This window comes from Methanosarcina mazei S-6, assembly GCF_000970205.1.
In the GTDB taxonomy this organism is placed as follows: domain Archaea; phylum Halobacteriota; class Methanosarcinia; order Methanosarcinales; family Methanosarcinaceae; genus Methanosarcina; species Methanosarcina mazei.
The window spans coordinates 3,721,134-3,748,024 of record NZ_CP009512.1; the positions used below are offsets into that span (position 1 = coordinate 3,721,134).

Annotated in this window: 19 protein-coding genes; 12 read left to right on the forward strand and 7 right to left on the reverse strand. The window is 41.7% G+C overall.

All coding sequences use genetic code 11. The features are described 5' to 3' along the window. Positions 1 to 228: 228 nt before the first annotated feature. From MSMAS_RS16000 to MSMAS_RS16010, 3 genes are read left to right on the forward strand one after another with little or no spacing between them, the layout of a single operon-like run. Positions 229 to 801 carry a hypothetical protein gene (locus MSMAS_RS16000; RefSeq protein ID WP_011033608.1) on the forward strand — a complete coding sequence of 191 codons (573 nt, stop codon included), beginning with the start codon at positions 229 to 231 and terminating at the stop codon, positions 799 to 801. Positions 802 to 806: 5 nt separating this feature from the next. Beyond that, positions 807 to 1,304 (forward strand): hypothetical protein, encoded by a 498-nt coding sequence (locus MSMAS_RS16005; RefSeq protein ID WP_011033607.1) that lies wholly within the window; start codon positions 807 to 809, stop codon positions 1,302 to 1,304. After that, positions 1,253 to 2,464 (forward strand): hypothetical protein, encoded by a 1,212-nt coding sequence (locus tag MSMAS_RS16010; RefSeq protein WP_155395390.1) that lies wholly within the window; start codon positions 1,253 to 1,255, stop codon positions 2,462 to 2,464. The genes MSMAS_RS16005 and MSMAS_RS16010 overlap by 52 nt, the downstream gene beginning before the upstream one ends. Before the next feature lie 72 nt (positions 2,465 to 2,536). On the opposite strand, the gene MSMAS_RS16015 is transcribed toward MSMAS_RS16010, so the two are convergent. Both MSMAS_RS16015 and MSMAS_RS16020 read right to left on the reverse strand, forming a co-directional pair. Next, entirely contained in the window at positions 2,537 to 2,848 is a 312-nt protein-coding gene (locus MSMAS_RS16015) for a winged helix-turn-helix transcriptional regulator (RefSeq protein ID WP_052716891.1), read from the reverse strand. A gap of 1,053 nt (positions 2,849 to 3,901) precedes the next feature. Then, entirely contained in the window at positions 3,902 to 6,655 is a 2,754-nt protein-coding gene (locus MSMAS_RS16020) for a type I restriction endonuclease subunit R (RefSeq protein ID WP_048046804.1), read from the reverse strand. 506 nt (positions 6,656 to 7,161) lie between these two features. Between MSMAS_RS16020 and mgtE the strand changes: the two genes are divergently transcribed. Further along, positions 7,162 to 8,493 carry a magnesium transporter gene (mgtE, locus tag MSMAS_RS16025; protein ID WP_011033603.1) on the forward strand — a complete coding sequence of 444 codons (1,332 nt, stop codon included), beginning with the start codon at positions 7,162 to 7,164 and terminating at the stop codon, positions 8,491 to 8,493. Between the two features lie 441 nt (positions 8,494 to 8,934). Here the strand turns inward: mgtE and MSMAS_RS16030 are convergent, their stop codons facing one another. After that, on the reverse strand, positions 8,935 to 10,932 hold the full coding sequence (locus MSMAS_RS16030) for a methyl-accepting chemotaxis protein (protein WP_048040684.1): 1,998 nt from the start codon (positions 10,930 to 10,932) through the stop codon (positions 8,935 to 8,937). Positions 10,933 to 11,203: 271 nt separating this feature from the next. Beyond that, positions 11,204 to 12,403 carry an AAA family ATPase gene (locus MSMAS_RS16035; RefSeq protein WP_048046806.1) on the reverse strand — a complete coding sequence of 400 codons (1,200 nt, stop codon included), beginning with the start codon at positions 12,401 to 12,403 and terminating at the stop codon, positions 11,204 to 11,206. Between the two features lie 352 nt (positions 12,404 to 12,755). Here MSMAS_RS16035 and MSMAS_RS16040 point away from each other — a divergent pair, with 352 nt between their 5' ends. From MSMAS_RS16040 to MSMAS_RS16060, 6 genes are all read left to right on the forward strand, one after another. Further along, positions 12,756 to 14,324: an FAD-dependent oxidoreductase gene (locus MSMAS_RS16040; protein ID WP_048046808.1), complete on the forward strand. Its 1,569-nt coding sequence runs from the start codon at positions 12,756 to 12,758 to the stop codon at positions 14,322 to 14,324. A gap of 51 nt (positions 14,325 to 14,375) precedes the next feature. Then, entirely contained in the window at positions 14,376 to 16,298 is a 1,923-nt protein-coding gene (locus MSMAS_RS16045) for an SWIM zinc finger family protein (protein ID WP_011033598.1), read from the forward strand. A 1,079-nt stretch (positions 16,299 to 17,377) separates the two neighbouring features. Further along, positions 17,378 to 18,805: a glycosyltransferase gene (locus MSMAS_RS16050; RefSeq protein ID WP_230626445.1), complete on the forward strand. Its 1,428-nt coding sequence runs from the start codon at positions 17,378 to 17,380 to the stop codon at positions 18,803 to 18,805. Further along, positions 18,802 to 19,467 (forward strand): glycosyltransferase, encoded by a 666-nt coding sequence (locus MSMAS_RS19625; protein ID WP_230626446.1) that lies wholly within the window; start codon positions 18,802 to 18,804, stop codon positions 19,465 to 19,467. The genes MSMAS_RS16050 and MSMAS_RS19625 overlap by 4 nt, the downstream gene beginning before the upstream one ends. Continuing rightward, positions 19,467 to 20,255 (forward strand): hypothetical protein, encoded by a 789-nt coding sequence (locus tag MSMAS_RS16055; RefSeq protein ID WP_080925798.1) that lies wholly within the window; start codon positions 19,467 to 19,469, stop codon positions 20,253 to 20,255. The genes MSMAS_RS19625 and MSMAS_RS16055 overlap by 1 nt, the downstream gene beginning before the upstream one ends. A gap of 243 nt (positions 20,256 to 20,498) precedes the next feature. After that, positions 20,499 to 20,678, forward strand: a complete 180-nt coding sequence (locus MSMAS_RS16060) for an indolepyruvate ferredoxin oxidoreductase subunit alpha (protein WP_011033595.1) — start codon at positions 20,499 to 20,501, stop codon at positions 20,676 to 20,678. Between the two features lie 91 nt (positions 20,679 to 20,769). Here MSMAS_RS16060 and MSMAS_RS16065 read toward each other — a convergent pair whose 3' ends face one another. The 3 genes from MSMAS_RS16065 to MSMAS_RS16075 all read right to left on the reverse strand — a co-directional run bounded on the left by MSMAS_RS16065 (position 20,770) and on the right by MSMAS_RS16075 (position 23,323). Further along, positions 20,770 to 21,246 (reverse strand): DNA-deoxyinosine glycosylase, encoded by a 477-nt coding sequence (locus tag MSMAS_RS16065; RefSeq protein ID WP_011033594.1) that lies wholly within the window; start codon positions 21,244 to 21,246, stop codon positions 20,770 to 20,772. A gap of 147 nt (positions 21,247 to 21,393) precedes the next feature. Beyond that, the gene (locus MSMAS_RS16070; RefSeq protein ID WP_011033593.1) at positions 21,394 to 22,185 is read right to left on the reverse strand and encodes a helix-turn-helix transcriptional regulator; all 792 of its coding nucleotides are present in this window, start codon (positions 22,183 to 22,185) and stop codon (positions 21,394 to 21,396) included. Between the two features lie 283 nt (positions 22,186 to 22,468). Then, positions 22,469 to 23,323 carry a helix-turn-helix transcriptional regulator gene (locus tag MSMAS_RS16075; protein WP_445928350.1) on the reverse strand — a complete coding sequence of 285 codons (855 nt, stop codon included), beginning with the start codon at positions 23,321 to 23,323 and terminating at the stop codon, positions 22,469 to 22,471. Between the two features lie 891 nt (positions 23,324 to 24,214). Here MSMAS_RS16075 and mtaC point away from each other — a divergent pair. Both mtaC and mtaB read left to right on the forward strand, forming a co-directional pair. Next, positions 24,215 to 24,991, forward strand: coding sequence for a methanol--corrinoid protein MtaC (gene mtaC, locus MSMAS_RS16085; protein WP_015411985.1), 777 nt, complete (start codon positions 24,215 to 24,217; stop codon positions 24,989 to 24,991). Positions 24,992 to 25,001: 10 nt separating this feature from the next. Then, positions 25,002 to 26,387 carry a methanol--corrinoid protein co-methyltransferase MtaB gene (mtaB, locus tag MSMAS_RS16090; RefSeq protein WP_011033590.1) on the forward strand — a complete coding sequence of 462 codons (1,386 nt, stop codon included), beginning with the start codon at positions 25,002 to 25,004 and terminating at the stop codon, positions 26,385 to 26,387. Positions 26,388 to 26,891 lie beyond the last annotated feature (504 nt).

A 26,891-nucleotide genomic window follows, 5' to 3' on the forward strand; every position in this document is an offset into this window, starting at 1 on the left:
ATTCTGTATTCGAGAATTCTCCGAACTTTTCTCCAAACCTTTCATTATCAATTTTGGAGTACTTTTAAGATGTCAGTTGATTAAATAATTGTCTACTTGTGTCATTCAGCGATTTAATCAAAAATTTTAATGAGAAGTATTATACAACATAGTTGCCATATCGTTTGAAGTATGAATATTATTCCACATAGCAACAATTACCGAATTAAAGGTTAAGGGGGAAGAAGATTGAGATTTTCATTAGATACTATTGCAGAGGACCTTTCTCCTTTAAGCGTTGCTATACTTGAATTACTGAACGAAAAAGATAAGAAACCAGTAAAAGGAAACGTTGCTTTTCAAAAAGAGATGTTTCTGATAGCGAATTACATTAATAAGGTGAATGAACGAGCAGAATTCATTCCTCATTTCCTCGGTCCTTATAGTGAAGCTTCTGAAGTTAGTATAGATAACCTAGTATCAATGGGTCTTGTTGAAAAAAAAGAGGGGAATACTTACAAAATTACTCCTTCGGGTATCAAAGTGTTGGGGCTGAAGCAGGATACCTTTTCTTCAGAAGAAAAAGAATCAATTGCTGACTTTAAAGAGTTTATCAGTAATCTCACCAATGATGAAATTCTTCTTTTTATTTATGCTTCATATCCTGAATACACCATCGAATCAACTGAATATCGCAGAATAATGAAATCAAGAGTTAAAAACTCGATTTCCATCTACAAAAAAGGTATCGTCAGTTTAGAAAAAGCTGCTTCTCTAGCAGGTGTAAACATAGAGACTTTTCTTGATTTGCAGAGGAGGTAAAAAGCGTGAAAATATTTGATGCCTCCTCAATTGTCTGCTTGCTTAGGGAAGCTAACTTTCCGAAAGCTTTTGAAATCTGCAAAAAACACGGCTATGATTTATTCGTCACAAAACAGGTATATGAAGAGCTTGAAAAAAACCCTGAGACGTTCAAGTTATTCAAGGCTTGCAAAGGTTTTTCGGTTATAGATGATGTTGATGAACAATGTTTGTCGAAAATTTCTAAACGGTATCCCTGGTTGCATGCAGGAGAAATCAGCGTTCTCTGTGCCGGTATAGATAAAGAACAATCAGGAGACAGTTATCGCTGTATCATTGATGAAAGAGCGAGACAGTTAAAGTCGAAGTATGGAATAAAAGTAAATGGGACTATAGGCTTACTCTTATGGCAAAAAGAAAAACTTAATGAACTTACAAATACCGATTGTAATGAGATATACAATAGCATAAAATGTTCTTCTTTCTGGATAAAAGAAGATGTCCTCAAGGAACTGTTAAGATGACTAAAGAAACGAAAATCCATCTGAGTTCAATTGCTGATGATACTGATTTAAGAAGTTTACAGGTGCGGATAGGGGACAAAGACCTGAAAACACCAACAAAAGCAATTGCAACAAACAGTTTCTATAAAGATACTTCTTTCCCAAAAGAACTCTGTGACTTGCAGGAGCTTTTTCTGAAATTTGATGAAGAGTCTCTTGTAAAAAAGGATCAGGATATAAAATTCTCATCTGAAAAAAACAGGCAACTAAAAAGAGAAAAAGAAAAAGCTAATTCCTGTCCGTATTTTTGCCTGCTGGAATTTAAGAATAAGGGAGAGAATTGGAGATACCCTACAGAGAAAGAAATTGAAATCCTGACTAACGTTGCATATTCACACTCAGATATAACACCGATTCCTTCAATCCCTAAAGCAGCCAGAAATTTGAACGTTGAAAACTTTGATGCCTTCGTAAAATATCTGGATTCATGCTATGAAAGTATCGAAATCCGAAACAAGAAAAATATTATGGGATATATACCTGCAACAGTCAGTCTGTTCGGCAGGGAACTCATAAATTATTACCTTGATAAAGGAATCAATGCTTATTATGTTGATTTTGACGGCAGGATGATTACAAATTATATAGATATGCTAAATGCAATGAAAAGGGAGCTTGCCAAAAGAGGATATGAAGAGAATCACTTGTTTCACTTTGTAAATGCTAGTTACGGCAAATCGATTAACGACCAGAAAGTGCTGTCTGCAAGGGATATTTTAGGATTTGGTTATGGTCTGGACAGTCTTGGAGGAATCCATTCTGGTCCCAAGAGAAATCCAGAGTTTTATGAAAAACTCAAAACCATGAAGAATATTTCAAGAAACACAAAGAGATTACTGAATGTGAAAGACTACGGATACTATCGTTTTGATTCAGTAAAGGATAATTTGGACAGCGTTTATCCATCTGATGCTTTAATCTCGATGGATGAACTTAATACCAGTACAGAGAGCAGGTTAGAAAAATATCTAAAAATTGTTAATTTGCAGCAGCAATGCATTGAAGCTGATAAACTCGCACAAGTCACAACTGAAGAACCGAATAAGTCATTGGAATACTTTAAATCAAAGAAAAATGTGCTGAAGAATGATTTGAAATATCTTTCCAAATCAAGTAACTAATTTTCACCACACCTTTCACCACAGTTTCACCACAGTTTTCTCCAAACTTTTCTCCGAACTCAATCTCAGAAATTAAGTTTTATTAAAAGTGTCGGCAAGTTCCAGGTCAACTTCCCAGTGACCGCCTTTTGCAGGACCTACACGCTTCAAAATTCCCTTTTCTTTGAATTTTGCGATGTTGTTTTCAATTGCAGTAGTACTAATTCCAATTCTTTGACTTAGTTCTACAATTGAGATTTGAGGATCATTTATTATTTTCTCGATTATCTCCAGCTGGTTTTCACCCAACTTTTCACCCAACTTTTCACCCAACTTTTCACCCAACTTTTCACCCAACTTTTCACCCAACTTTTCACCCAACTTTTCACCCAACTTTTCACCCACTTTTCACCCACTCTTCACCACAGTTTTCACCACAGTTTTCACCACAGTTTTCTCCGAATATCTCATTATTAATTTAGGAGTACTTTTAAGATGTCAGTTAATTAAATAATTGTCTACTTCTGCAGTTCAGAGCTTGCATTAAAAAATCGAGCTGTATGAAAAACATATATCCATGTGCTGGGGTCGCAGATAAAGGAAAAGGGAGGAGGAAAACAGTAAAAGAAGAGAACAATTCTATACGTTTTAACTTTGGTTAAAAGAGTGAATAAGGAGTTCACAAGGTTTGGTCTGCAACAATGAAGTTTATTTCGGGAACAGGCTCTACTCTGTCCTGAATTTGCCTCATTCTACAGCTTACACGCCAATGAAGTAGGTTTCGAGACCGGTTTTCAAGCCGTCCTGAATTTGCTTCATTTTAAGCTTACATGTCAATGAAGTAGATTTTGGGATCGCCTTCAGACTGCCCTGAATTTACCTCATCTCGCAGTTTACGCTATAAATGAAGGGATACTACGGGATGGGATTTCAAACCGTCCTGAAATTGCTCCACCTGATGCTTACGCGTCAATGAAGTATATTACGGGATCAGATTTTACTCTGTCCTGAATTTGCTCCACCTCGCAGTAAAAGCATTAATGAAGTATATCTATGGATAGGTTTTCAAGCCGTCCTTAATTTGCTTCACCTTATAGCTTACGCGTCAACGAAGTATATTCGGAATCAGTTTTCAGGCTGTCCTGAACTTGCTTCATTTTAAGCCTGCGTGTCAATGAAGTTCATTGCGGGATCAGGGTTTTACTCTGTCCTGAATTTGCTTCACTTTACAGCTCAGTTCCTTGTGAACAATATATACTATGTAAGTTCCTGTATATAACACTGACGGTATAATTACTGAGGGTAATATTATTAGTTTAATTTTTTGTAAAGTTCGCCTGCAAATCATCAGTCACGTACTCTGCCGATCAGTCAATGGGAAATAAAAACAAACAATGGGAAATAGGTGTAAAGTGTTTGACGGTCACAAACTGGCATCGCCCGGCCTTTCTATAGAAATCACACCGCCAGCGCTTCATTCAATTCAATGATAACCGTATTCATCTCGTCCCCGAAAAGCTGGTACATCCTGCCGCGCCCGCCAAGGATATCAAAGGGATGGTAGTCAAGGTCATCGATTTCCAGATGGAAGCTGGTTGCAACATAATCTTTTATCATTCTGAGCCAGTTCATCTGGTCTTCATTGAATTTCAGGGTTCCAGCCTGCTTTTTGAACACCCAGTCCTGGAAGTTGCGGTTCACGGTATGGTCGTACGAGGTCAGCACAGGGTCAATCTCAGTTACCCTGCGGATTAAGGAGACAAGGGCAGTGAGTTCGTTTTTAGGGGAATTTCCTTTTACCTTATCCAGCCGCTCATAAGCCTGCCATACATCGAGAGGGGCAAGGTAAGGCTTTTCCAGTTTCATTTTTTCCAGCACGTCCTTTATCATCGCAAAAGTTACTTCCCTGCGCTGGTAGGGCTGGTTGTAGAAAATTCTCAGGGCTGTGATCTCGTCTTTATTGGCTTCCAGATATGCTTTAAAATCGTTGATCAGCTTCTCATCCCTTGCCAGTATATCCATATCCCATCCGGCTTTTTTAAGGGTATCAAGGTTCACTGTATCAATTATCTGCTCATGGACCCTGCGCACGTTTTCGATATATTCGTTCAGCTCGCCGGAAAAAGTGGACCTGGCAATATCAATAAGGATCTCCTGCGCCTTTTCCTTTACATCGGTGTCCTGAATTTCCGGCTCGCGCAGTTTGATCTCATCAGCTTTAAGGTCGATCATATCGGGATTATATGCATTAAGCAGGTCCTTTACAGTTTGATTGATAGTTTTCCCATTCGCTTTTTCAGTAAAAGTGGCTTTTTCGTTCTCATTTATCTGCCTGTTCAGCCTCGCAAGCCGGTTAGCCAGTGAAACGTAAAGGTCTTCGTCCTGAGCGCCGAAAGTAACTGCTGCCAGCAGGTCTTTCAGTGAGGTATTTTTCTTACGTTCAAGAGGCCGGCTGTCGGTCTTCATAGTTTTTGTAACACCTATAGCGTCCACGATTACAAAATGAGTTTTGGCTGAAACAGCCGATGGAGTCACTTTATGCAGGTCGTCAAAGCCCAGGGTTCGTGTCCCTCTGCCTTTCATCTGCTCAAAATAATTGAGGCTTTTGACATCCCTCATAAAGAGCAGGCATTCCAGAGGCTTAACATCCGTGCCTGTTGCAATCATGTCCACAGTAACCGCTATTCTTGGATTGTATTCGTTGCGAAAAGCCGACAATATCGATTTTGGGTCTTCTTCAGCTTTGTAGGTTACTTTCTTGCAAAAGGCATTACCTTCTCCAAACTCTTCCCGCACAATATTGATAATATCATCAGCATGGCTGTCGTTTTTGGCAAAAATAAGAGTCTTGGGAACTTCCTTTCTTCCGGGAAAGATTTCAGGCAGCTTCTCCTTAAATGTCCGTATCACGCGCCGTATCTGGCTGGGATTGACCACTTCCCTGTCAAGCTGCCTGGAAGTATAGGCCAAATCTTCGTCCAGCTGTTCCCAGCGTTTTTTGCGGGTAAGCTTCTCACGTCTGTCCACAAACTCCCGGGCTGGTATGTTTGCTCCGTTCCTTCCAATGTCAGTCTCAATTAGATACACATCATAGCCCACATTCACGCCGTCCGCAACTGCTTCTTCATGGCTGTACTCGCTCACCACATTTTCATTGAAAAAGCCAAAGGTGCGTTTATCCGGTGTGGCTGTCAGACCTATTAAAAAAGCATCAAAATAATCCAGAACCTGCTGCCACACATTGTATATTGAACGGTGGCACTCGTCTATGACAATAAAATCGAACTCTTCAATAGGGACCTTTTCATTATACACAACAGGAAGCGGTTCCTTTGGCTGCCAGCCCCTCTCGGCAGGGTTTTCCTCTTCGGTTTTTTCGTCCAGATCCTCGCCTTTCAGGATGGAGTAAAGCCGCTGAATTGTGGAAATACATACCTGGCTGTCCGAAGAAATATAGCTTGAACGCAGGCGCTGAACATTATACAGCTCAGTAAATTTGCGGTTATCGTCATTGGGCACATAAGCCATGAACTCCTGTTCCGCCTGCTCACCCAGATTTTTAGTGTCAACAAGGAAAAGCACTTTTCTGGCATCCGCAAATTTCAGTAACCTGTAGATGAAGGTTATGGCAGTATAGGTCTTTCCGGATCCTGTTGCCATCTGAATCAGAGCCCGCGGGCGGTAATCCTTAAAGGACTTTTCAAGGTTTGAAATTGCCATAACCTGGCAGTCTCGAAGACCTTCGGTGCGCAGTTCAGGAATCTCAAGAAGCCTTTCCCTAAGTGGTTTCTTTTTTAAGTGTTCTTCAAAGGTCTCGGGGCGGAAAAAAGAAAAAACAGGCCTTGACCGCGGCTTCGGGTCTCGGAAATCCGTGAAACGTGTGAGTTCCCCGGTACTCTCGTATACAAAAGGAAGAGGGTCATTGTTAAGGTACTTTAGCTTGCTTGATGCATATTCGGCGGACTGTTCCTCGACAGCGGTTAATCTGTGGCCTTCTTCGTCCCTTTTTGCTTCAATAATTCCTGCCGGCTTTTTATCAACAAACAGCACATAGTCAGCAGGCCCCACATCGGAAAGATACTCCTTAACTGCAATGCCCCTGGAAGCACTCCAGTCTATCATGCTCTTTTCCTGCACAATCCAGCCAGCATCATTTAATTTTTTATCGATTTCATTTCTGGCTTTCTGCTCCGGGGTCTGGTTATTGCTCATATCTTTACCTGTCTTTGATTGCGATTCGTTTCTTTACCAGTAGTCTATTCATCCTGGTACTCGATTGGAATGCCGGGCTGGAACTCTTTCACTATAACCAAAATTAGAGATTCAAATTAATACAAATATTTTTCTAAATTCGTTAAATCCTGAATTTCAGTATCATAACTTTCTAGAGTTAACAAACGGGATATTAATAATTCCTTTATAGAAGATGGATATCAAAACTTCCTGTTTCAGAACTTCCTGTTGGGTGAGGGTAGATTTGAAACACAGCCTGCCGTTCAAAAGTATAGGGTTGCCAGTAGTAAAGCAGGTATTATCAGCTAAGGTTTTACCTGGTTCGGAGGAATAGAAGGATTTCTATTTACATTTGACCATGCTAAAACTTAACTAGGAAAGAGGCTGTTTTTCTTTGTGGGCAGCGTATAAAATCAACACTATCCTTTTTCTCTCTATAAAAGGTTCTCTTATTCGGATAAACGCAAAAAATACGGGGGGTATTAATGCATTCTGAATTCAAAGAGCTGCTGGATAAAAGGGACTGGGAAGGCTTAAGGGTTTTAATCAGGGAGATGAAACCTTCCGAGATTGAGGATCTGTATTTTGAGTTAGATGGCAGAGATTTTGTGATACTTTTCCGGCTTCTTGAGAAAGATCTGGCACTTGAAATCTTTGAAAGCTTTAGTGTGGAACATCAGGTTGAGATAATAAAATTAATGGAAGAAGCGGATACAATAGATCTGCTTGAGCCCCTTGACCCTGATGACTGTGCAAGGATATTTGAAGAACTGCCTGCAAAGATAACAAAACGCCTGCTTAACGGGCTGAGCCCTGAGAGGCGCAAATATGTGAACCTGCTCCTTGGTTATCCTGAAGGAAGTGCAGGCAGATACATGACTCCCAGGTACGTTTCAGCGCATAAGTATCAGAATGCAGGCGAGGTTTTGACGGGTCTACATGCCTCTCCCCTGAGAGCCGATGAAATGCCAATGATTTTTATAATAGATAGGGAGCGAAAGTACAGCGGGTATGTAATGCTGGGCGACCTCATAAAAACCGAACCTTTAACACCTCTGGAAAGTATTGTTAAAGGAGAGGACATTTTCATATATACTACTGATCCAAAAAATAGAGCGGTAGAGATTATCAGCGAATACGATATCCCGTCACTGGCTGTCCTCGATGCCGAAAAGCGTCTTGTAGGAGCGGTTACTTTTGATGACGTGATGGATGTTGCAGAAGAGGAGGCAACAGACGACTTCCATAAAATGGGAACAGTCGGACTTATGAGAACGGGTCTGAAAGATGCAAACGTCCGGCTATTGTATGCAAAAAGGGTCCCATGGCTATTGACGCTTGTTTTCATAAATATATTCTCAGGCGCTGCTATTGCATCCTTTGAGGACACAATCCAGGCTGTTGTCGCTCTTGTAATTTTTCTGCCACTGCTAATAGACAGCGGAGGAAATGCAGGGTCCCAATCCGCAACTCTCGTAGTCCGTTCCCTTGCAACAGGTGATGTCAAAAACAAGGATTGGTTTTACCTTATTGGCAGGGAGATGCTGGTTGCAGCCACAATAGGTATTACAATGGGTGCAGCCGCAGCGGGTCTCGGAATTTATAGAGGGGGGCTGGAACTGGGTGTAGTTGTAGCTGTGACCATGATCATTGTGATTTTTGCCGGCTGTCTGATAGGCACCACCCTTCCTTTCCTGCTTACAGCATTAAAAATGGACCCCGCAACAGCCAGTGCTCCTTTAATTACCTCTATAGCAGATATTGTTGGCGTAGTTATATACTTCAGAATTGCGACGTGGTACTATGGCATTGCATAATTCCGGTTTATTTTGTTAATTTTATATCACCTCACCAGCTGTTTAACTGCAAATATAGCTGAAGATTTAACTGAAAATTTTAAGGAGGGTACTAGCTAAAACGACATAAGCTAATACCTGTAAACATTTTTCATTAATCCGCTTAAACCATTTCTGTAAACATCAGAGGATAAGCAGAAACCAATGTAAGCTGTAGAGTTTATCATAAATAGGTATAAATTTTCATACTCTTTTTCCAATTTTAGTTTCTTTCTCAACTTTGACATCTAATTTAATTGAGCTCTGGAGTTTTTATAAAAATAAATACTCAGGATTTAGCAGAAGGATAGGGAAAATTAGTGGAGAGATCAGAAAACTTAGTGGAGATGTCAGAAAAGAATTTCCAGGATACGACAGAGAAAGTATCATATCCTGGTATTCTTAGTATTGAAGGGCTCTATTTCAATATAATTTTGGATTTCTTTTTTCATTAAAAGTGTGTGTTTTATCAAAAGAAGGCTGACTTTTCTTCTGTTCTCCTGAGACTTTAAAGTTCTCAAAAAGGGTATCAACCGTTCTCCGGGCAAGCCCGCTGACATTCTGTACAGAGGTACTGACCTGCTGCATTGCAGCTGTCTGCTCTTCAATTGCAGCTGAGGTCTCTTCACTGCTTGCAGCATTTTCTTCTGCTGTGGAGGCGGTCTCACTTATGCTTTTCTCAATATTTTCGATCTTGATGAGTCCTTCTTCCGCAAGCCTGTCAAGCTCAGCAAGCATGGAGTTTATAGTGGCAACCGCATCGACAATCTCATGGCTCTTATTCAGGGCCTGTTTAATGTTCTTACTCCCATTTTTCGCCTGGCTGTCTGCGGTGTTGATGGCGTCTGTAACTTTTCTGGTCTCTTTCTGGACGTTTGTAACGATCTCATTTATTTCGTCAGTGCTCTTTCTCGAATCTGCTGCAAGTTTCCTGACCTCGTCAGCAACAACGGCAAAACCTCTGCCGTATTCTCCGGCTCGTGCTGCTTCGATAGCTGCATTTAAAGCCAAAAGGTTGGTCTGGTCGGCAATGGACTTGATTTTTCCTGTGACGGCTCCGATGTTATTAACAGCGTCATCAAGAGAGTGGACGATGTCTCCCAGCTGGGAAATTCCCGCAACAAGCTGTTCCACTTCTTCGAGCGCCGTATTACTGAGCCCCTGGGCTTCATCGCTGGTTTTACCAGCATGGGAAGCATAACTGGAAGACTGCGTGGAGGATTCGCTCAGCTTTTTAAAGATCTCCTGAGAAGCTTTTATATCAGAAGCTGCTGTGCCTGCATGCCTGGAAAGGTTTTCGGAACCGGTTGCGATCTGCTCTGCAGCAGTTGAGATCTGCTGCATCCCCATGTTCATCTGGTTAACAGCTTCTTCTGACTGGCGGGCTTCTTCAAGAGTAGTAAGCATATCTTCGAGGACATTCTCAATAACAGATTTCAAATTATTGACAAGCCTGTTAAATTCATCAAAAGTATCACCGAAGTCATCGTCTTTGATTTTCTCAAGATGAATGTCGAGATCTCCTTCACTTATTTTTCGGATTCCGTCTCCAAGGTTTTTCAGGCAACTGCTGGTGTAGTTTAAAATTTCCTTGACCTCTGTTTCCCGGTCTTTCATCTCGGTCATATCTGTTATTACCATAAGGCTTCCAGCAATAGTTCCGGTTTCATCTTTTACAGGCACTGCTGAAAGCACGGTAAATAGAGGTTTATCCAGAGCTTTGAATTTGATGGATTTCTCCACATTATAGATACCTTCTCCGGTTTCCATCACCTTCTCAGCAAGTGTCCTTCTGGAACTGGTGTCCAGTAATTCGGAAGGGGACCTGCCAGTGGCTTCGTCAGCACTCTTAAACCTGCAGATTTCCAAAAAATACTCATTAATGTACTTTATTTTCCCGGAAGCGTCCACATAAAGCGCAAGTGACGGCCTGGGTATGCTGCTGACAATCGCCCTCTGTGACTCTTCTCTTCGTTTTATCTGGGGGGTAACGTCCAGAAACACGCCGTCAATATAAGCTATATTGCCATGTTCATCATTCACCAGACGGGCCTGCTCCTGAACAAATACCGTATCGCCACAGGATTTCTGGATCCTGTATTCGACCTGATAAGGACTCCTGGTTTTCATTGAGTTCTCAATAGCAGCATCGATTCTGGAAACGTCCTCCGGAAAAACAATATCTGACCATGAAAGTCTCCTGGAAAGAAATTCCGCTGCCGGGTAGCCGGTGAGTACTTCCACACTTTTACTGATATAACAAATAGGCCATGAAGATTCATTTGAGACTCTGAAAACAGTTACTGGCAGGTTATCTATCAGCCAGCCTGTCTCTATGGTTTCAGTATCTGCATCTTCAGTAAATTTATTTGAAGAGTCTGCCGACTCATTCAGTTTTAAATCGCTATTCTGTAAAGCCATGACCAATCTAGCCCCTTATGAGATATATATTAACAGATAATATAAATCAAGGGAGTATTTAAGTGTATAGGAAATTATAAAAAGATTCCGGATTTCAGCAGGAAAAACTGAGTAAATATTTATACAAAGAGTGCCTATTCTTAGTATGGTTCAGCCTGATATCGAATCGAAGCTACTGGGGATCTGCGTACTCATACTCATCATCTATATATTATGTAAACTGATCCCTGTTTTATCATTAGACAGTTAATTTAGAATTACTACATAAAAATTATAATTGTATAAAACTATTTTTTTTCCGGATACACTGCCAGTCAAACCCTTCTCTGTCGAGCGTCAGAGTTCTGAGAAAACTTCCTTTTCTGCTTTCATCGGATAAATTAAACGTTCTGCCGTTTTTTACCGGGAGATTTTCAGGGTTCCTGTGACCATGCACCTGATAGGTATTCTCATTCGTATTTTTGTTGAAATTTTCAGCGACCAGGAAAACGTCTTCAGGCTCTCCCACGCCGTTAATCATCTGTTCAGCACCCATAAAAATCAGGTTTTCAGGAAGGCTGCTCAGGCCTCCGTGAGTTACAAGCACGGATTTGTCATGGAACTTATAGTAAACGCAGGGCACTGTTTTCCCGCATAGTTTAAGGGCATCCTGCAAAGCCCCTTCTCTTTCAAGTTCTTTCAGAATACCTGTGGTATCAGAAAAATCTTCTATCCGTGTCTGCTTCTCACCGGCTGCAGGGCGGCAAAGGCGTTTTTCATTATCTCCTTCAAGCAGAACCACATTATCCCTGCACATGATTGAGACAAGGAACTTAACGACTCTGGAATTTTCATTTCCCCTGCCTGCATAATCTCCAAGAAAGATATACAGGTCATTGTCGTCCAGTCCGCATGAAAGGTATTTCATCAGGGCTGTATAACTGCCGTTTATATCCCCGATGTGGTGAATTTTTTTATAGTTAGAGAAATCAGGAGTATTATACTGCAGCCTTTTGCGGAATTCATGAGGCTTTATTACCGTAACAAATGAAGGTACGCTCTGCCTTTTGATTATAGCATACATCTCTTCTATTACAGTCTCAGGTACGATCTCATATGCAGGCCTTCCCGTGTTTCTTTCCTTTGCAAGTTCAGGAGACACATCAGAAAAATCAACGCAAAAAGCTTCATACCTGTAAGCTTTAACAGGAGACCTGTACTTTGCTATGTCAGCATTTCCTGCATTGGTTGCATCAAGGACTGTAAATTCACCCTCTTCCATGCGGCATTTAATAAGCGAATAAATAAGCCCCCATACCCTGCGGTTGATTTTCTGGGAAGTAACTGGTTGTCCGGTGACAGAAAGTACCGGGGGTTTTATAAGAAGCCGGACTGCGTCCGAGGAAATAGTATAAGGTTCAAGCCCTTCTTCCTTAACAAAAGTCGATTTGCCGGATCCGGGTATCCCCCTCAAAAATACAAGGTACCTCATATGACATCCCTTACTTTTCTTAAATTCTGCTTATTTGATCAATTCTGTATTTTGACCAGTATTTTTGTGTTGACCAGCTCTTCCTGTTTTAACCGGTTCTATTTATTTTAATCAATTTTGCTTAAACGAAAAATACCTGAGTTAATATTACTATTGATTTTTATAATATTTAATTAGATAATTTTATACCATATATTCTGGAAGAAGTGCAGGGAAAAATGGGAGTGGGTGGACTGCACTGACCTGAAAAAACATTGACGAAGCCTGCTTTTAGACCTGGCTGAATTTAAATCCGACCGGTAAGAGCGTTCAGAGGAGTAGAAACCCGGGAAAAATTATACTGGTGAAAAATATGGAAAGCAAGAGGGAATACGATTATATCCTGCCCGGCAGGGCAGAATCATACTGGCTGGCAACTGTACCCGAGCCCAGCTATCCTGCGCTTAAAGGGGACATCAGAGTTGATATTGCAATAATCGGAGGAGGAATAGCAGGGCTCACAACGGCTTACCTGTTAAAAGAAGCAGGTTTTTCATCCATTGCAGTGATTGAAGCGGGCCGCATCCTGAAAGGAGTTACAGGACACACCACAGCCAAAGTTACATCCCAGCACAGCCTGATCTATGACCGCCTGCTCTCAAAATTTGGAAAAAGGCAGGCGCAGCAGTATGCAGAGTCCAATCAGGCAGCCCTGGAGAAGATAGCTTCGATAGTGGCTTCAAAAAAGATAGACTGCGATTTTGTCCGCAAGCCTTCATATGTCTATGCAGGGTCCGAAGACTCTACCAATAAAATCCAGAATGAAGCTCAGACGGCCCGGAACCTTGGGCTTCCTGCTTCATTTGAAGAAAACCTGCCCTTGACTTTTAAAACGTATGGAGCAGTCCGCTTTAATAATCAGGCACAGTTCCACCCTGTAAAATACCTCAACGCGCTGGCAGAGGAAATTCATGAGGACGGATGCCACATCTTTGAGAATACAAGAGCATTGAAAATAGAAGGAGAGGAGCCTGTAACAATAACAACGGATAAGGGGACCATACGCGCACGTAAAGTTGTTCAGGCAACGCATTATCCGATCCACGACAGGCCAGGGCTGTTTTTCCAGCGCCTTTACCAGTCCCGCTCATATGTTCTTGGAGTCAGGATTAGAGATCCTTTTCCTGATGGGATGTTCATAAACGCCGAAGAGCCAGTCCGTTCCCTGCGCTCGCAGAGTACGGATAAAGGAGAACTTATTCTCGTGAGCGGAGAGGGGCACAGGACAGGTGAAGAAGAACACGAAATTTCCCGCTACCAGAACCTTGAGAAATGGGTAAGGTCCGTATATTCCGTAGATTCCATTGATTACCGCTGGTCCAGCCAGGATGCCATAAGCATTGACCATATTCCCTATATTGGCAGGCAAACCTCAGGTAATGACAGCATATTTCTTGCAACAGGGTTCAAAAAATGGGGCATGACCACGGGCACGGTTGCAGCAATGATCATTACGGACATGATCCGCGGGAAGTACAACCCCTGGGAAGAGGTGTATGACCCTTCACGGTTCAAGCCTGTGGAGTCGGCGAAAACCCTGCTCTCTCAGGCTGTGGAAGCCACCAAGGGCTTTGTGGGCGACAGGATACTGCCCACTCATAAAGAAGCGTCTCAGATTGGCCCGGAGGAAGGTGCAATCGTCAAAATAGAGGGGGAAAGAGTGGCAGCGTACAGAGACAGAAACGGGGTACTTTATACACTCAATCCCTCCTGCAGACACCTGGGATGTATCGTTTCCTGGAACGATGCGGAAAAGACATGGGACTGTCCCTGTCATGGTTCTCGATATAAAGCAACTGGCGAGGTAATTCACAGCCCTGCTGTTTACGGGCTTTCGGAAAAGAAAATCAGGGGACAGGACAAAAATAATATTCATACATAAGAAACAATTCGTAATTCCTATTTTTATATGAATATGCCGAAATAATAGTTTATGCCACCAGAAAATAAAAATTCCGATCCCTTTGAGGAATTAAAGTGGAGTGACCTGCAGGACTGGGCAGGAGGGAAGGCAACTGCAAAGGGGATAAAGTACCAGGAAGAAGAGAGGGTTAAAGAGATAAAGCGAACCCCTGAAGGCAGCCTTGTAGCCCTGGTAGAAGGGACATCTGATTATTTTACGGAAATTTTCCTGAAAGACGGGAAATTGAGTTCGGTCTGTACCTGTCCTGTGGGGCACGACTGCAAACATGGGGTTGCAGCGGTACTTGAATACCTTGAACTTGCAGAGCAGGGAGAAGAGGTTCTGATTGCTTCCGAAGAAGACCCTTTCGTTGCAAGAGCCAGACAGGAATATACCGGAGATGAAATCTCTGCCCTCGGAGAAGAAGAGTCATCAGCCAGGGCTCTCCGTGAGTACCTGCAGCGTCTGACCAGGACGGAATTGATCGAAATACTGGTGACATTTGCAGAAAAGGATACCGGGCTTGGAAAGTATCTCAAAGAAAGGCAAACTCTCTCAGCAGAAAACGTGGAAGAAATTGTAGGGGAAGTCTACTCCGAACTTGACGAGCTTCTGGAAGAAGCCGGAGATTTTGAGTATGCGGATTATGAAATGGATGTCCCTGATTTTTTAGACGTGCAGGTAGGGCTGGAAAGCCTGCTCGATTCGGGACACCCTGATGAACTTCTTGATATCGGAAAAGAGCTGATGGACAGATACGAAAAAATTGCGGATTATGATGAAGAAGGGGAGATAGGAACAAAAATATCATTTTGCATGGACGTGGTTTTTAAAGCTCTGACCCGTTCTTCAATTCCTGCTCACGAAAAAATGCTTTATATGCTTGAAATTGAACTCAGAGACAATTACAATATTCTTAATGAACACGGTTTCTGGGAAAAAGACTTTACTCCCGAAGAATGGAGGCGTTTTTCAGAATCCCTTAAGATCAAGCTAAAAGAAGCTGAAAAGACAGAAAATCCCCTTTATGACTCCCTCTGGCAGAGAGACTATGCTGTTGACAGGCTGGTTTATGCTCTTGAAAAATCCGGGCTCTTTGAGGAGGTAATCCCGTTATGTGAAAAAGAAGCCAAAAAAACAGGAAATTACATCCGGCTGGTAAGGGTGCTGCTTGACTCAGGGAAGAGAGAGAAAGCAGAAGAATGGATCTACAGGGGGATTAAAGAGACCAGAGAACATGAAACTGAGACTGCCCATCAGCTCTTGCAGATCCTTCTTGAGATTAAAGAAGGGGAAGGAGACTGGCTTTTTGTGTCTGCCCTTGAAACAGAAGAGTTTTTCAGGCATCCAGATATATCCAGCTATTCTAGCATGCAGGAAGGAGCAAAGAAGGCGGGAAAATGGGAAGAAGTCCGGGAGGCTGCCATCAGGTACCTGAAAAATGGAAAACTCCCAGCCAGTAAGGGTAAAAATAAAGAAAAAGCTTCGATCCTTCCCGGGGTTCTCCCGAAAACAGGGCTTCTGGAGAAGGAGTTATTAAAAAAGATCAAAACTCCTGTATTTGACCTGCTGATAAAGATAGCAATTCAGGAAGAGGACCCACAGGAAGTTATCCACTGGTATGAGGAGCTTAAAAAAAGCGGAGAAGAATCCCAGGGATACTGGCATTCAATCTCCGAAAGCGAAATTGCAAATTCGGTGAAGGAAAAGTATCCTGAAGTTGCGCTTGAAATATGGAAAAGCCTTGCAGAAAAGCTGATTTCGGAAGCAAAAGTGGGCTCGTATGAAGAGGCGTCCGCATACATTAGAAAAATAAAAGAAACATTCGAAGCCAGCGGAAAAAAAGAAGAATGGGAGAATTATCTCTCTGAGATAAAGGAGGCAAACAGCCGTAAAAAGAAGCTTCTTGGGATTCTGGATACACTTGGAGAAGACAGGATCATAAAGGTATAAATAATAAGAGGAGAAGCATCAGCATCTCCTCTTTAAAGTCAGGAATACACAGGTAAGCAGCACCATAAACAGGTAAGCAGCACCAATGAAAATCTAAAATCCAAGCCTTCTGCATTCTCATTTTCATTAAAAATAGGAAGAAAATGAGTATTTAAATAACCGGAGATATTTTTATTCTTCAACCGGTTTTATACTTAACTTGAATCATTCTATATACATTTTTTTACATGATTTATGTATTTCAGAATTAATTTTTATCAGCATTTGAGAGAAAAGCCAAAAGCCTTTGTAGCTATTTCCGAGTCATTTCTATTTTTTGCCTCAAAAAAACACTACGTTACGCCGTTTCAAAGAAGAGAAAAAATAATTCATACATGGCAACTGTATAAATTATCGCGCTTGTGCAGGTAAAACTGGAGCATTAAGTTTATACAGAAAACTATTAAATAATTAAGATTCATACTAATTATCAGCAAATTTAGACAATGTTGAGATCATATAGGAAGCTTTGGGAAGAGGTAGAAGTATTAGAGATTATACTTCCCTATTTGATCTCAGGCAAATATATCAGATTATAAATAGGGAAGAGGAGTGGGGAATTTGAGGATTTTAACTAAATCCGGGTACTGGAAACCTGCCTGATCACATTTAGCGGAGTTGCAGCATCCTGTAACTGTGGATTAACGAGTATATTACCCTGTTTACCGGGAAAAATATAGAGATAATGCTCTGCAGTTTTTTACCTGAGTGAGAAGGGTGCTTTTATGGAGACAGATCAGTACATAGTGAGTACTGTAGAGATGGTCTGGATCTTTAAGAGGGATAAATCCACGTTTACCAATGCGATTTCTGCCTCCAAATAAATGTGCTGTTTTATCTGAAGATATCTCGCATAGCTGTGATTATGATCTTTTGCCGGTTGTGAACCACAATGAAGAGATCCGTCAGATCAGTGCATAAAAATTGAGATTTCCAGAATAAAACAGATGCCTGCTATCATAGGTTTGCGTTAAAATTTCCCTTTAAAATCTGTTACCAATTGAGCAGTCAGCTCAGTAAGATGCTTGGTGGGGTTCGAGATGGTTAAAGAACGTATCGGAGATTTTGTAAAATTTCAAAAAACAGAAGTAATAAATCGACCGGAGACTATATTTGGAAGAAAAGAGAAGAGCGATAAAAAATTCTCTGATTCTTCCGGCAATAGCGTAAATAAATTGATACCTGTTGCCTCATTAATTCTGGCTGTATTAATCACTCTTTCAATCGGATTATTTCTTTACGAGGGAATTAACCACTTAAATAATGGTACTCCCGGCAGTGTTACTATCCTGGAAGAACCAGAGCTTCTTGACGCACTGAGGAATGCGCAGGATAGAGGAGTTCTTCTTGCAATGCATGGATGGGCACATGAAGATTATTCAACTCTAACGCCATTGCAGATAAAAGAAAATATAGAAAAAGGAAAATACGTCTTTGAAAAAGCCGGGATTGTTCCTGTGGCATTCATCCTTCCAGAAGAACCTATTCATGGAACAATAGATGCATCACTAAAACGGGAAATAGAGAGCAACGGGATCCCAACAGAGTTACCTGTGCTCGAAACCGATGGAACCTACAGGAACGAATATACATGGAACTGGCGTGAAATGGAAAGTTTAGAAGATTCCCGATACCAGGAGGCTTCTGAGCAAATAAGGGAGGATAATCCGACAACGATTCTGCTCCATGCACAGGACTGGAATCCTTATACGAAGCAGTTTATCACTGATTACTTATCATCGACCAATGAGAGAAATGTCACCATCAGGGTAGATGATGTCGAGGTGAATACCAGACCAGAAATGGTCTCTGACATGGCCCAGTTGACCCAATACGAATCAGTTGGACAGGTTGCATTTGCAGTAATTCCTGCGGGAGCAGGAAAAGGAGACAACCCTGCTATCGGGAACATAAATATAAACAGGATTATGGGGGTTTACTTCTGGTTCTTTATCATAACCTCATTGTTGCCACTTTCATTTTTTGCAACATGGAAATTGTTATCGAAGTGGCACAAAAATAGGAAACAAAACAGGTATTTACTTGAGGATGGCCGAGATCCAAAAGATCCAAACACGAAAGGTCCAATATTAGTCTCCGTTATTTCCCCGGCTTATAATGAAGAGAAATCAATAGGGAAATGCCTTCAATCTATTCTTAATCAAGACTATAAGGGAAAAATGGAAGTGATCGCTGTTAATGACGGCTCCAGCGATCGAACTGCAGAGATTATTTCAAAGTATCCTGTAAAACTTCTCGACCTTAAAGTTAACGGAGGAAAAGCAAACGCTCTTAATAAAGCTATTGAGATTGCAAAAGGAGACATTCTGATCTTTACGGATTCAGATTCTTATATGGCACCGAATGCTGTGAGTTCTCTGGTGAAATGTCTCAATGAGAATGAAGAAGCCCAGATGGTGGCAGGAAACGTGTTTATTCATGATAACCGGGGAAAAAAGGAATCATGAAGTATTTCCAGATGATTGAATATCGTACCGAACAGGAGATTATCCGCCACCTTCAGGGCTTGTCAGGCAGCATCCTTGTATGCCCTGGCCCTCTCACTGCTGTCAGGCGCAAAGTGTGTGATGTAATTAGCTTCAGTAACGAGACCATAGTTGAAGATGCTGACTTTACGATTAAGGCTCTTAAAAACTCAATTAAAATTATTCAAGAACCAGAAGCAATAGTCTACACTGACGCACCTGAGACTGTTAAAGGGTGGTATAAACAGAGGAAGAGATGGTGGTATGGAAATCTCCAGTTATGGAGACTCCACAAAAAATGGGCAATGAAGAATCCGTGGATGATATTCAATTATTCAGGATATATAACAGGGATTTGTTCAATCATCCTGATCATGTCAATACCATACTTAATCCTTCAGTATGACAACATTCCAATGATACTGATGAGTGGAATCCTGTGCCTTGCATTCTCTATAATGCTGTACATTATATACATTGGCCCATTATTTGCCACAGACAAAAGATTATTACTAATGTTGATACCTTATGTATTGATCTATGCAACAATAAAAGTAGTAGTAATCAGCAGCCTTTTCCTGTGCTACCTGACAGGTAAAGGAGTAAAAGTTAAATTCGGTGCAAAGAGCTTTGTGGTGAGGTAATGAAAAAAGACTACAAAAAATATTTTTTAGCAGGGCCAATACCCTTAATTTTAGTTATAATTCTATTTTATTTACACCCGGTTAACGAAGGTCCTCCGCGATCAGAATATTCGGAAGGAATATGGAATAATTGTAATTTTACAAAACCTGCTGAAGAGTGGTCTGCGGCTGCTAAGAGGTTTGGGGGAGAAAATGCAGTGATTGATCTGGTCGTTGCCCAGGCTCATGCAAATGAGCTTACATACCTGCCATATCCTTTTGAAAAAAGTGAAAATGTTTACAGCTACAGTCAGACTGATCAGGTAGAGCCATACCTTAAAAAATTCGATGAAGATGGCTTGAAGGTGATCCTTTCAATTCAGCCTAATAATGCTGATGTAGCAGATTTGATTGACATTATACTTACAAGGTATGGTCATCATGAAAGCATAATAGGTGTAAATATTGATATGGAATGGAAATTGACCGGGAACCCGTGTCATGTCAGCAATGAAGAGCGTAACCTCTGGTTAAACAGGGTCCAAAAATACAATCCGGAATTTAAACTGTTTCTGACTTATTTTAAAGATTACACCTATTTCCCAGATGATGCAGAAGATGTTGTCATCCTATATGATGGAGAGAAAGCTACTCAAACAACACTCATGAGAGAATATGGAAATCTTGCGAGCCATTATACATCAGCAGGAATATATACAGGTTATTCCTCCAGCACCCCGCCAACAGCATCTCATGATAGTATCATGGCTGCAGCTCCGAATACGCAGTATATCTTGCATATAGTCTGATAAATATTGGATATCAAAATATCTCTACTTTGAAACTTAAATACGGACCATAATGCCTTCAGAGAATGAATAAAGGACGGATCATCAGGAAACGAAGTGGAAGTAAAGCAAATTTTTATATATAAAAAACGCTCAATAAAAATTGAGTTTGGTGAGTTAACCTGGATTCTGATTTCTGGTTTTGATTCAAAAAAACAGTCCGAATACAATAAAGAATGCTATTTGAATAAGGAGTGGAAATTAATGGTAGCAAAAGTCAACAAAGAAGAATGCACCGGATGCGGGACCTGCGTAGATGAATGTCCTGTAGAAGCAATCATTATTGACGAAGATGAAGGCTGTGCGGTAGTGGATGAGGATGAATGTGTAGACTGCGGGGCCTGTGAAGATGTCTGTCCCATAGGAGCCATAAAGGTCGAATAATACAGGATTTACAGTTAAAGATACACTCTGAAAAAGAAACCTCACCAATTGAATTAAGGAAAAAGAATAGGAAAGCTAAAAAGCATATTTTTCAGCTCTTCAGAGCATTTTCCCATTCAGACTCCCTCTTTTTTACATTTCGCCGGTTTATTCCACTTGAAGAAGGCAGAACCTTTGTCTCATAGCCCATTGCACTGAGGACCGGCTCATATCTTCCTGATGCCTTGCCATTAAAAAATACCTTCTTCAGTTCCGGTGCCATCTCTTTTAATTCAGAAAACTGATTTACCTCTTCTTCCCTTATGTTTGAGTCCTGGCTTCCTTTCCTTTTTCCGGCTTTAAAAACGTCCCAGAGCCCTATTCTGTGGCGTTTGAGAGTTGTAAGCCTTGTTTCATAATCCATATCCTGGAGATTCTCTCCTATTGCATTACCGACCAGCCTCCAGAAATCATTGCCCGGATGCCCGTAATACTGCCGCCTCCTCAATGACTCGTCGCCGGGAAGTGACCCCAGAATAAGAATCTCAGTATTATTATCGAAAACTGGAGGAAACCCTCTTTTTATCATGGTAAAGAAAACTTGATTCGGAAATACTTTAATTTTTAGAACCTAAAAAAAGTGAATTAGTGTAGAATCCTTCCTTATTAAATTAGTGTAAAACCCATTTTGAATTCTTATTGAATAAGTATTGGATTTTAAAAATCCAATACCGGATCAAATCTTTATAACCTGCTCAGACATGTCCTTATAGTAGTCGAAAAGTTCCCTGCCCCATTCAAGAGCGCTTTTTTCAAAGCTTACCATCTCGTGGTTATAATATCTCCCGTCTTTTGAGATCATGGATAAAGAAATGAACCGGTCGGTAATAATGCTGGAAGCAAGATCAATCCTGTCGTCACAAACAAAAAGGGAAGTGTTCTCCATATTCAGGAACTCTTCTACACCTTTCCTGTAGTCACGGACCAGCTTCCTGTATATTGGCCTTTCAAGGACAAGAGATACCTCAATCCCTTTTTGCGCGAGATCCAGATAAAGGCCTGGATATCCCGGACGGAAAAACGAAGATATTTCCATTACTATTCTGGACTTGTAAAGTGGGTCCATAATTTCCGGAGGGTAATCGAAGATATGCGTCCTTTCGGGTATAAGTTCTCTACAGGTGCCCAGTTCCCCGATTCTGTCCAGCAGGTGAGCAGGAAGAGTACGCAGGTTCTGCCTTGCCCAGTAATCGTGGTTCTCATCAAATACCTGGAAAGTAGAGAGAAGCGGCTCCATTTTGGGGACTATAAGTTTCCCTTTTACAGAGAGTTCGTAACTATCTTCGTTCTGCACCAGCAGCCCATCTTTAAGAAGTATACGGATCTGAGCCATAATAGGGCTGGAACTGACTTCAAGCTCGGTCTTTATCTCTTCAATCGTTTTTGGCCCGTTCTTCAGGAGCAGAAGCAAATTTTTCCTTTTGTCCGAAAAAAAAATGGTATCTATTAACTGCAGTTCCATACTCATTCTATTTAGCCTCCCTCCGGAAAGGAGTTTGATATCAATGTAATAAGATGATTAATTCGGGATTTAAATCTCCAAACATGTATTAAAGCTGTTGACACGCCAGTATTTCAGGCATCCCAGTATTTCGAGCCCGTCATTATTCGAGCTCGTTATTGAGACCATTATTATCCGAGCTCGTTATTGAGACCATTATTATCCGAGCTCATTATTGAGATCATAATTATTCGAGATCATCATTATCCAGACTCATTATTGAGATCGTCATTATTGAGATCGTCATTATTTAGTGAAAGCTTACAAGCTGGGATTCGACAAATGTCTCGTTTTCTGACGTGCATATAAAACTGTCAATGATTTTCTCGCTTACAACCTTTAAAGCCCTTGATTTGTAGAAATCAAAGAGCTCTTTTGCCCAGGAAATTGCCTGAGGCTCGGTACAGTGCATATACTCATGATAGAACCTGCCCTGGTCGTCAAAGAGAGAGATCATCATCCCACGGTCGGAGACGATGAGTTCGGCAATCTTCACTCCATCCTTACAGACAGAAAGTTCGGTATTGTCCATTGTGGTGAATTTACGTATTTTCCGTTCATAGTTATGGAGAAACTTTTCGAGCACAGATTCCGTAAAAATAAGTGAAACATCGGACTCAAGTCTTGCAAGCTTCAAAAAGAGAGGAAGGAATTCAGGCCTGTAAAAAGAGGAAAATACCATAAGATAGCGGGAAGAAGAAAAGAAGTCCAGAAGTTCTGTATTTGGTTCGAATATCTGGCTGGGATCCGCTTTGATGGGGTTGCAGTCCTTGATGTCTCCTATCCTGTCAAGAAGGTACTGAGGGATTCCATCCAGGTCGTGTTCCATCCAGTAGTTGTCTTTTTCAACGAGGCAAAGTACATCTACAAGGGACCTGACTTTTTTGAATACCTGCTCTCCCATATCTGTTAATTCATAGCTGCCATTTTTCTGGATAACCAGGTCGCTGTCTGTAAGCCTTTTGATCTGAGGCAAGATAGCTGTGGGAGAAACATCGAGGATAACTTTAATTTCTTCCATTGTTCTGGGTTCTTCTCCCAGGAGCAGGAGTAGATCCCTTCTTTTCTGGGAACGAAATACTACATCTATTAACTCAGGTTGAATTCAAACCACCTCTATCTTGTTTTTTTGTCAATGTAGGATATATGATCTTGCGGCACAGAAAATTTGCCGCAGCGAAGAAAAATTTGAGACCCTTTCGCTTTCTCTGCGGGCTGAACAGAAGGAAAAGTTTGTGCCATAGTTGGAGGTAACCGATAAGCAGAGATATATAAAAGCGTTTGGATTAATAATTTACAAACCTGAGGGAAGTTAAACAGAGGAATTAAAAAAGTTAGACGGAAAAGGAGAAATTAAAGAAAAAACAGCACCATAAGCCAGAATTTAAAAGGAAAATAACACTAGAAGTTTATAAATTAATTTTATAATTTACAGAGATATAGTAAATAAGAACATTGAAATTTTTGAATCGCTTTATCTGAATAATGACATTGTTTAAAAAAAATTAAATTGTTTTAATTCACATACATAGTCAAGTCATTGAAGCTGTTACCCGGAATTCACTTCAAAAATTTAGAGCTCTTTTATCAAAAAATAAAAGTCCAGAAAATATGGAGGCAAAAAGTCTCAAGGTAGCCTCAAAATTTTAGACCCTGTGTTTTTTCGTAAAAATCAGGAAAAAATTTCCGTCGGTTATGGTATATGTGATGATTTCCCCTAATTATGATGTAAACACATGCCAGTGTACTGACATGCAATACATTAAAAAAGGAAAAGTTCCGGAAAACAGGAGAAAGAAGATTTTTTCACCGGTACATACCGTAGAGATCTGGAATTTAGCCCTTCAAAGAAGAAAAACTCCAGATAAGAGTATTACCACGGAAAAATAGCTTTACAGAGGCAAAACCGGAACCTCCAGCGCCTTATGAACCCGGAAACTGCAGATTCGGAGAGGCAAGGACCTTTTTGTTAAAATCTAAATGGAGGTTTAGAAATATGTTGGACTTTACAGAGGCAAGTCTGAAAAAGGTATTAACCAGATACAATGTAGCTCTGGAAAAGGCAATGACGCCAGAAGACGCCGCCGAAGAGCTCTATCCTAAGGACGAACTTATTTACCCGATTGCAAAAGCTATCTTCGAAGGAGAAGAAGACGACGTAATCGAGGGTCTCGAAGCAGCAATTAAAGCAGGCAAGGACCCAATTGCTCTTATCGATGACGCACTAATGGTCGGCATGGGCGTTGTCACAAGACTCTACGATGAAGGTATCATTTTCCTCCCCAATGTCATGATGTCCGCTGACGCCATGCTTGATGGTATTGAATTCTGTAAGGAAAACTCCGAAACTGCTCCTGTAACAAAGGGAACTGTTGTCTGCCACGTCGCAGAAGGTGACGTTCACGACATCGGGAAGAACATCGTTACAGCCCTCCTCAGAGCAAACGGCTACAATGTAGTTGACCTCGGAAGGGACGTTCCTGTCGATGAAGTTCTCAATGCAGTTGCTGAAAACAACCCAATCCTGGTCACAGGTACTGCACTCATGACCACCACCATGTATGCATTCAAGGAAGTTAACGACAAACTTCTCGAGAAAGGATACAAGATTCCATTCGCATGCGGTGGCGGAGCAGTTAACCAGGACTTCGTATCCCAGTATGCACTCGGTGTATATGGTGAAGAGGCCGCTGACGCCCCCAAGATTGCTGACGCAATCGTTGCAGGTACCACAGATATTGCAGCATTAAGAGACAAATTCCACAAGCACTGAGGTGAGTGAAATGGCAGCAACAAGATTCACTAAGATGGCATACGCAAGCGCAGACGAAATGACCTTCGGCGTATCCAAGTACCCTGTAAAAGCAGGACTAGGCCTTGAAATCGGTGCAGGTTACACAATTCCTGAAGTTAACTACGCCCCAAGACCAGAAGCCGGCGCATCCAAGGAAAAACTCATAAAAGAATACGAGAGGATCACCACTGACATCATGGCCAGAATGGTCCAGGTCGGTTTCCCGGCAGTTATCCTCGAAACAGAACACGTTCAGCAGATGTCCAACAACCCCTCCTGGGGAGCAGAAGTTGCACACGCCCAGAAGACCATCATGGAAGAATACCACGATGAATACGGCATAAAGTGCGCACTCCGCCACACAATTGGTGACATCCGTGAGAACAGGGACTTCCTCCAGCTCAGAGGCGACAAGTACTCCGTCTTCCTCGAAGCATTCGAAGAATGCGCAAAGGCTGGCGCAGACCTCCTGTCTGTTGAATCAATGGGTGGTAAGGAAGTATTCGACTACGCAGTTCTCAGGAACGACATCGCTGGTATGCTCTACGCAATCGGCTGTCTCGGGTCCATTGACATGGAACTCATCTGGTCTGACATCTCCGCAATCGCAAAGAAGACCGGAACTGTTTCTGCTGGTGACACAGACTGTGCCCAGGCAAACACCGCAATGTTCATCGGCGGTGGACTGCTCGACAAGAACCTCGCCCACACCCTCGCAATCCTCGCAAGGGCAATTTCCGCACCCAGGTCCCTCGTTGCATACGAGTGTGGCGCTGTTGGTCCAGGAAAGGACTGCGGATACGAGAACGTTGTCATTAAAGCCATTACCGGTATGCCAATGACCCAGGAAGGTAAGACCTCCACCTGCGCTCACTCTGACGTAATGGGTAACCTCATTATGCAGTGCTGTGACTGCTGGTCCAACGAGTCTGTTGAATACCACGGTGAATTCGGCGGTACAACCGTTCAGTGCTGGGGCGAGTCCCTTGCATATGACTGCGCACTCATGAACACCGCTCTTGAAACCAAGAACGACAAAGTACTCAGGGACCTCCTCATGCTCTCCGACAGGTACAGAGACCCACAGGCCTACGTGCTTGCATACGACAACGCATACAGGATCGGTCAGGCAATCGTCAAAGACGGAGACAACATCTACCTCAGAGCAAAGAACGCTGCAATCGCATGCTGCGACATCGTCAGCGAAGGTGCTGCAGGCAAGCTCGAGCTCTCCAGGTTCGAGACCAAAGCACTCGCAGACGCAAAGGCATCCCTGGACTCCCTCACAGACGACATGGACAAGTTCATGGACGACTGCCTCACAAAATACAAGAGCGAAGTTAAAGTCTTCCTCCCTGAGAACTACGGCTTCTAAGCCTCCAGTTCTCTTTTTCTTTTTTCTTTAAATTTACTTACTGCACTTTTATCCTCATTTTTTGAAATGAAAAATATAGTGTAGCCTCTATAGCTCCTGCATCATCCCCACATGCTTTTCTATTATCTATAAATCGACTCCCGTTTTCCGCCATACATGAAGTCAGGAAAAGGCTGCTTCGCAAAAAACAGCGACAAAAACTTAACAGGCTGGATGTTGAGTTTTCAGACTTCCTGTAAAACGGTGAGACCACATTTACAGCATATTAACAAACAGACATGAAGACGTTCCGGTCTGAAAACATGGATTATTCGGGGAGAAACAGACTGATAAATTTAATAAAGTTGGAATGCATATTCAATAATATGATATTGCCAGAAAATACAATAATCAAATTGATACTGGTCACGATAGTTATTTTCGGCATAGCAACCTACTTCCTGTTAGCCAAATTATACGGATTAGCAAAATTATACTTATGGCCTCAAGACAGGAGAAAACAGT

Bases quoted from the DNA above. Each gene is read 5' to 3' on its own strand.
- MSMAS_RS16010 (WP_155395390.1), top strand. From the start codon at position 1,253: ATGTTCTTCTTTCTGGATAAAAGAAGATGTCCTCAAGGAACTGTTAAG.
- MSMAS_RS16020 (WP_048046804.1), bottom strand. From the start codon at position 6,655: ATGAGCAATAACCAGACCCCGGAGCAGAAAGCCAGAAATGAAATCGAT.
- mgtE (WP_011033603.1), top strand. From the start codon at position 7,162: ATGCATTCTGAATTCAAAGAGCTGCTGGATAAAAGGGACTGGGAAGGC.
- MSMAS_RS16030 (WP_048040684.1), bottom strand. From the start codon at position 10,932: ATGGCTTTACAGAATAGCGATTTAAAACTGAATGAGTCGGCAGACTCT.
- MSMAS_RS16035 (WP_048046806.1), bottom strand. From the start codon at position 12,403: ATGAGGTACCTTGTATTTTTGAGGGGGATACCCGGATCCGGCAAATCG.
- MSMAS_RS16040 (WP_048046808.1), top strand. From the start codon at position 12,756: ATGGAAAGCAAGAGGGAATACGATTATATCCTGCCCGGCAGGGCAGAA.
- MSMAS_RS16045 (WP_011033598.1), top strand. From the start codon at position 14,376: ATGCCACCAGAAAATAAAAATTCCGATCCCTTTGAGGAATTAAAGTGG.
- MSMAS_RS16050 (WP_230626445.1), top strand. From the start codon at position 17,378: ATGGTTAAAGAACGTATCGGAGATTTTGTAAAATTTCAAAAAACAGAA.
- MSMAS_RS19625 (WP_230626446.1), top strand. From the start codon at position 18,802: ATGAAGTATTTCCAGATGATTGAATATCGTACCGAACAGGAGATTATC.
- MSMAS_RS16055 (WP_080925798.1), top strand. From the start codon at position 19,467: ATGAAAAAAGACTACAAAAAATATTTTTTAGCAGGGCCAATACCCTTA.
- MSMAS_RS16060 (WP_011033595.1), top strand. From the start codon at position 20,499: ATGGTAGCAAAAGTCAACAAAGAAGAATGCACCGGATGCGGGACCTGC.
- MSMAS_RS16065 (WP_011033594.1), bottom strand. From the start codon at position 21,246: ATGATAAAAAGAGGGTTTCCTCCAGTTTTCGATAATAATACTGAGATT.
- MSMAS_RS16070 (WP_011033593.1), bottom strand. From the start codon at position 22,185: ATGAGTATGGAACTGCAGTTAATAGATACCATTTTTTTTTCGGACAAA.
- mtaC (WP_015411985.1), top strand. From the start codon at position 24,215: ATGTTGGACTTTACAGAGGCAAGTCTGAAAAAGGTATTAACCAGATAC.
- mtaB (WP_011033590.1), top strand. From the start codon at position 25,002: ATGGCAGCAACAAGATTCACTAAGATGGCATACGCAAGCGCAGACGAA.